Below are 6,626 nucleotides of genomic sequence, written 5' to 3'. Positions count from 1 at the left end.
GGTCGGGGGTGTGCGGGGGATGGCTCGCAAGGCGCTCCAGCGCGACCTCGATCGCCTTGCCGAGCTGGGTGTCCACGCCCCGGGCGTAGTCCTGCGGGGTGATGTCGATCTCGATGTCGGGGTCGGTCCCGTAGTTCTCCACCCGCCAGCCCACGTCGTCGAAGGCGAAGGAGAACTCCGGCTGGGTGGTCACCGTGCCGTCGGCCAGCCAGTGGCGCGGCCAGATCCCGATGACCCCGCCCCAGGTCCGCTTGCCGATCAGCGGGCCGAGGCCGAGCAGCTTGAAGGTGTGGCTGAAGATGTCGCCGTCCGATCCGGCCCACTCGTTGGTGACCGCGACCAGCACGCCCCGCGGGGACTCGCGCGGATAGGGCTCGGGCACCCCCCAGCGCGGATAGTCGTAGCCGATCCGGCGGCGGGCCAGCTTCTCCAGCAGCAGCGCCGAGACGTTGCCACCGCCGTTGAAGCGCACGTCCACGATCAGGCCCTCGCGGTCGTACTCGGCCAGGAACCCGCGGTGGAACTCGGCGTACCCGTCGGCGCTCATGTCCGGGATGTGCAGGTAGCCGATCCGGCCGCCGGTGCGCTCGTGGGTGCGGGCCCGGTTGGCGGTCACCCAGTCGCGGTAGCGGCCGGGCTGCTCATACGACAGCGCCTTGACGGTGACCGTGCGCGGAGCTTCCTCGCCGCGGCGGACGGTGAGCTGCACCTCCTCGCCCGCCTGGTTGACCAGCCGCTCGGCCGGGGTGGCGCTACGGCCCACCGGCTGGCCGTTGACCGCCAGCACGGCATCGCCCGGGCGCAGGTTGATCCCCGGCCGGTTGAGCGGCGAGGTGGCCTCGGCGTCCCACGGGTCGCCGTCCACGATCGCGGCGATGCGGTAGACGCCGTCGTCGTAGGCCCAGTCCACGCCGAGCTTGCCCTGCCAGTAGTGGGGGCGGCTGCGGTACTCGCCGCCCATCTCATAGGCGTGCGAGGTGCCCAGCTCGCCGAGCAGTTCCCACAGCAGGTCGGAGAACTCCCCGCGGGTACCGATCCGGTCCACCAGCGGCAGATAACGGTCATAGACGCCGTCCCAGTCGACCCCCGCCATGTCCTCGGTCCAGAAGTGCTCGCGTTGCAGCCGCCATGCCTCGCGGAACATCTGCCGCCACTCGGCCCCCGGGCGGATCGAGACCTTGACGCGGGACATGTCGATCCAGCCCGCCGAGCGGGTCGTGCCCTCTCCGCCGGAGGGCTCCTCGCCGGCCTTGACCACGCGCAACCGGCGGCCCGCCCGGTAGAGCAGGGTGGTGTTGTCCCGGCCCAGCCGGAAACCGCTGAGGTCCTTGGTGAGGACCTCGCACGTCTGCTTCTCGAAGTCGTAGACGTGCAGGGTGCCGGACGTGGACTCGGCGAACTCGTCGCCGCGGCGGCCCTCGACGGGGAACGACGCGAAGATCGCTTTGCCGTTGATACCGGCGATCTGGGTGTACCGGGCCTCGGGCACGGGGAAGGCGACGATCCGGCGGTCCAGGCCGTCGGTCTCGATGTTCAGCGTCTCCTCGGTCTCGTCCTTCGCGTCGGCCGTCGTCTCGCCCTTCGCTTCGTCCTTCGCGGGCTCGGCCTCGGGCTTGCTCTCCTCCTTGGCTTCGTCCTTGCCGCTGTCGCCCTTGCCGAGTGGGCGCGGTTCGGGCACGAACGGTGAGCCCACGTCGGAGCGCAGCGCGATCGCGTACGGCCGGCGGCCGAGCGGGAACCCCAGGTCGAAGTGGAGCGAGTCGCGTACCGGGTTGAACACCCGATAGCCGATGAAGTAGAGGTAGCGCCCCTCGGGGTCGAAGGACGGGCTGGTGTCGTAGAGCACCGGCCGGGTGGCGGCGAACGACTGCCCGCTTCGCGTGTCGTACAGCCTGATGGCGCTGGTCTGCGGGCCGGCCGGGCAGGAGTAGGCCAGCCAGCGCCCGTCGGCCGACCAGGCCGGGTCCTCGATCCGGTCGAAGGCGTTGCGCTCGACGGTGGTCAGCGCGGGCTCCTCGCCGGTCAGGTCGATCAGCAGCAGCTCGTTGCGGTGGTTGGTGAGCGCCACCCGGTCGTGCTTGGGAGAGATCTCCAGCTCGATGGCCCGGCCGGTGTCGAGCGCGTCCAGCCGCACCGGCTCCTCACGGCCGTCGGCGGTGAGCAGCACCAGCACTTCGCGGTCGCCGTCATCGCTGGCCGCCGCGATCAGTCGTTCGCCATCGTTGAGCCAGGTCAGCAGCCGATAGCGGACCCCGTCGGGAGCGCCGTGCTGGCGGACCGGGCCCTCCCAGTTGGCGAAGGAGAACGCCTTGCCTCGGGTGGTGACGGCGAGGCCGCTGCCGTCGGGGCTGAGCGTGGCGCTGTCCAGGTAGGTCTCGGCGGCCACGAACCTGCGGTTGCGCTGCGTCCGCGAGCTGCCCAGCCGTACCTCCACCCGCTGGGACTCGCCCTCGGCCGGGTCGAGCAGGTACAGCTCACCGCCCGCGTGGTAGACCAGCCGGGTGCCGTCACCGGACAGGTTGCGCGCGTAATAGTCGGCGTGGTCGGTGTGGCGGCGCAGGTCGTCACCGGAGGGGGTGCAGGAGTAGACGTTGCCGACGCCCTCGTGGTCGGACAGGAAATAGACCCGATCGCCCGCCCAGCAGGGCGAGGCGAGGTTGCCTGCCAGCGCGATGAGCCTGGCGAACTCCCCCTCGCCCGCCCGGTCGATCCACAGGTCGCCGACCGTGCCGCCGCGGTAGCGCTTCCAGCGGGCCGGGTCGGCGGTGTTGCGGCCGAGCACGGTCACGCCGCCGGGACCGTACGTGATCGTGTTCGCCGGCCCGTACGGCAGCCGCCGCGGCGGCCCCTCGGCCCCGGGGACCACGGCGTGCAGCCACTTCAACCGGCCGAACGGCTGCCCCGCGTCGCTGGCGTAGACGATCGCGTCGTCCTGCCAGCCGGTGACCGTCGAACGGGATCCGTGGAACGTGACGCGGGTGGCGTCACCGCCTTCGGCCGGCATCACGTAGACCTCTTCCGGGCCCTCCTCACGGCCGACGAACGCCAGCCGTTCGCCATCGGGGGAGAACCTCGGATAGCCGGCCTCGGCGACCCCGGCGGTCAGCCGGAAGGCGCGCCCTCCCTCTGCCGATACCATCCACAGATCGTCCTCCGCGGCGAAGACCACCGCATCACGAAAAATCGTCGGAAACCGCACGTAGGCTGGCATACATCCCTCTCCGGTCGCGTGATCGCCCAACTTATCCTCGCATTCCTGCGAACAGTCGAATGTGGCGTTCCAGCAGAGGAGATGGACGGGAATCGGGGCCTCGCCCCCACGCCGACCGACCCGCCCGCCGTGCTTTCACATCGGGGAGCCGTGGTCGTCCAGGGCGGCCGGGAGCGACCGGGTGTGCAGCACGTCCAGCCGGGACACCGCGCGCGTGAGGGCGACGTAGAGGCGGTTGGCACCGCGGGTCTCGGCCTCGGTGATGGCGGCGGGCTCGGCGAGGATCACGTGGTCGTACTCCAAGCCCTTGACCAGGGTCGCGGGGACGGCGGTGACCTGGGCGCCGGTCGTACCGGCGGTGGCGTCCGCGCCGTCCAGGCCGGCGACCACGATGCCCTCGGCCCGCAGCCGCTCCGCCAGCGGTCCGACGTCGGCGGCGATCACGCCGATGGAGCCCTCGTGGCGCAGCGCGTCGCGCACCGCCGCCACGACCGCGGTCGCGAGGTCCGGCACCCGGCGTACGCGCAACATGCCGTCCGAGCGCAACGACCTGGTCTGCGGCACGTCGGCGTCCAGGGTGGAAAGCAGCCGGTTGGCCAGCGCCACCACGGCGGCGGGCACGCGGAACCCGGTGGTCAGGGCGATCACGGCGGTGTCCGGCTTGCCGAGGTGGGTCAACGCGTCGGGCCAGCGCACCGCCGCCCACGGCGTGGTGGCCTGCGCGAGGTCGCCGAGCACGGTGATCGAGCCGTGCTCGCTGCGCCTGGCGATGGCCCGGCACTGCATCTGCGACAAATCCTGTGCCTCGTCCACGATCACGTGCCCGTAGCCCTGCTCGCGTTCCAGCAGGCCGGCCACCTCGTCGAGCAGGACGATGTCGGCCTCCGACCAGCGGGCGCTCCTGTGGCTGCGCGGCGGGCGGGTCCACAAGATCGCCTTCTGCTCGGCGGGGGTCAGCGTGCCGCCGGCCGCCCTGGCCAGTGCGTCCGCGTCGGTGAGCACTTCGGCGACCACCTCCTCGGCGCGCACGGTGGGCCAGACCTCGTCGGTGAACCCGGTGATCGAGCGGCGCATCCGCTTGACCCACGCGGCGTTCGGCGTCTGCCCCCGCGATTCGGCCCGCTGCTGCAACAGCGACACCAGGCGGGAGATCACCCTTTCGCGCCCCACCAGGTACGGCACCGCTTCGCGGCGGGTGTCGTCCACCACGCGCCGCAGGTCGTACTCGTCGATCCGCCACCGGTAGGAACCGTCGGGCACGGCGAGGGTGCCGGACGGCTTGCGCACCCTGGCGTACAGCGCCCGGCGCAGCACCTTCGCCATCCGGGCGTCGTGCTTGACGACCGCCGCGTCCTCGCCGTCGTGGGCGCGCATCTCGCCCCGGTGCCGCAGCAGCCGTCCCACGGTGGTCTGTTCGACGTCCACCTCCCCGAGCGCGGGCAGGACCTGGGAGATGTAGCCGAGGAACGCCTGGTTCGGGCCCAGCACCAGCACGCCGCCGTTGCGCAGCCGCTGCCGGTGCGCGTACAGCAGGTAGGCCGCGCGGTGCAGGCCGACGGCGGTCTTGCCGGTGCCGGGCGCGCCCTGGACGCAGATCGAGCCGGAGATCGGGGCGCGGACCAGCTCGTCCTGCTCGGGCTGGATGGTGGCGACGATGTCGCGCATCGGGCCCACGCGGGGACGCTCGATCTCGGCGGTGACGATGCGGCTGGCCGCGGCGTCGCGCTCCTCGCCGAGGTCGAGACGCTCGTCTTCGTAGCCGGTGAGCTCGGCCGAGTCGTTGGACCAGCCGAAGCGGCGGCGTACCGCGACGCCGCCGGGCTCGCGGGCGCTGGCGCGGTAGAAGGCCCGGGCGACGGGGGCGCGCCAGTCGATCACCACGGGGGGCTCGCCGGTGTCGCCGCTGAGGTGGCGCCTGCCGATGTAGTACTTGCGGGCGGCGTGGTCGCCGGCGTCCGGACCGTAGTCCAGCCGGCCGAAGAACGGCGGGCCGTCGGGTTCCTCGCTCAGCTCCTTGGCCAGGCTTTTGAGATGACGCCCTAGGCGTTCGGCGCTGTAACGGTCGCCGGCCACGGTCTCGCCGACGATGACGTTGTGCCGGGCGCCGTCGAGCATACGGCGTACGGCCTCGCGGCATCGTTCGACGTAGGCGCGTTCGGCGTCGAGCTCGTTCATGTGGCCTCCTTATCTTAACTCGGTTAAGAGTTTAATCGAGTTGCCCTTTGCTAAGGTGGCCGCATGACAGGACTGCGGGAGCTGAAGAAGCGGCGGATCCACGACGCCATCTCGGCGGCGGCGATCACCCTGTTCCTGGAACGCGGTTTCGACGAGGTGTCGGTCGCGGAGGTGGCCGCGGCGGCGGAGGTCTCCAAGCCGACGCTGTTCAAGTACTTCGCGACCAAGGAAGATCTGGCCCTGCACCGGATCGCCGACCACATGGGGGAGGCGGCACGGATCGTCCGCGGGCGCGAGTCGGGGGAGGAGCCGCTCGCCGCCCTGCGCCGCGCCTTCCTGGACGGCTTGGCCCGGCGCGACCCGGTGACCGGGTTCAACGACACGCCGGAGGTGCTGGCCTACCACGGCATGGTGTTCCAGACGCCGAGCCTGGCCGCCCGGCTGATGCGGCAGTCGGCCAACGACGAGGACGCCCTGGCCACCGAACTCGACGGCGGACGCACCCCGGCCCGGCTGGCCGCCAGGCTCGCCGCCGCCCAGATCCTCGCCGTCCAGCGCGTCCTGGCAGGCGACAACTGGCGTCGCCTGATCGCCGGCGAATCGGCCGACGCCGCCTACCCGGCCGCCGTCGAAGCGGCCGAACTGGCCTACGCCCAACTCCGCTCCGGCCTCTCCCCGGAATGACCCCGCCCCGGTCCAAGTTTTCGTGAGGAGGCGGGTTCTCGCCGATCCTGCTTGCCGGCCGGGCATCCAGGTGAGCATAGGACCCGGCCGCGGCGAGAGCTTCACGGAGGCTTATGTCCCGCGGCGGATCAGGGTTTCGGCTGTGGGTGAAGATGGTTCCCGTGTGCGGGCAGGGCCTTGCGGTGGGTGGTCCAGCTTGCGGAGGGATGTCCGGGCAGAGGTTGTACCTTGCCGCAGGGTACGTCTTGCGGGTGAGGGCGGGCTTTGTCGGTGACCGGGACCTCGTCGGGGTGAGCGGCGCTCCCCTATGGTCGGGGCCGGGCGGAGGTAGGGCCTGGCCTGAGGGTCGGGGCTTGTCGGTGACCCTCGCTCGCAGGCAGGCCCGGCCGGACGCGGGGCGTGCCCATCCAGATAAGCCCCGGCCGCAAGCCGGACCCAGGCCCCGCCGGACGAGGGGCCATAGACAGGACCGCCCGCCCCCGGCCGGTCTGAAGAAGTCCGGGCCCGTCGGATGAGGGCGGGCGGTCCTGTCTATGGCCCCTCGTCCGGCGGGGCC

General features: G+C 71.8%; 3 protein-coding genes. 1 reads left to right on the top strand and 2 read right to left on the bottom strand.

Features of this window, described 5'->3' with window-relative positions; translation table 11 throughout:
- Window positions 1–3,211 (bottom strand): S41 family peptidase (locus tag C1I98_RS33270; protein WP_111171311.1); only part of this gene is annotated, 3,211 nt, incomplete at its 3' end.
- Window positions 3,212–3,346: 135 nt separating this feature from the next.
- The gene (locus C1I98_RS33265) at window positions 3,347–5,386 is read right to left on the bottom strand and encodes a HelD family protein (RefSeq protein ID WP_111171310.1); all 2,040 of its coding nucleotides are present in this window, start codon (window positions 5,384–5,386) and stop codon (window positions 3,347–3,349) included.
- A gap of 63 nt (window positions 5,387–5,449) precedes the next feature.
- Between C1I98_RS33265 and C1I98_RS33260 the strand changes: the two genes are divergently transcribed.
- Window positions 5,450–6,070: a TetR/AcrR family transcriptional regulator gene (locus tag C1I98_RS33260; RefSeq protein ID WP_111171309.1), complete on the top strand. Its 621-nt coding sequence runs from the start codon at window positions 5,450–5,452 to the stop codon at window positions 6,068–6,070.
- Window positions 6,071–6,626 lie beyond the last annotated feature (556 nt).

The sequence above is a fragment of the Spongiactinospora gelatinilytica genome (genome assembly GCF_003236385.1).
Classification (GTDB): Bacteria; Actinomycetota; Actinomycetes; order Streptosporangiales; family Streptosporangiaceae; genus Spongiactinospora; species Spongiactinospora gelatinilytica.
This window is presented reverse-complemented; position numbering and strand designations above follow the sequence as displayed.

Coding starts and splice junctions, on each gene's coding strand:
- C1I98_RS33260 (WP_111171309.1), top strand. CDS start 5,450: ATGACAGGACTGCGGGAGCTGAAGAAGCGGCGGATCCACGACGCCATC.
- C1I98_RS33265 (WP_111171310.1), bottom strand. CDS start 5,386: ATGAACGAGCTCGACGCCGAACGCGCCTACGTCGAACGATGCCGCGAG.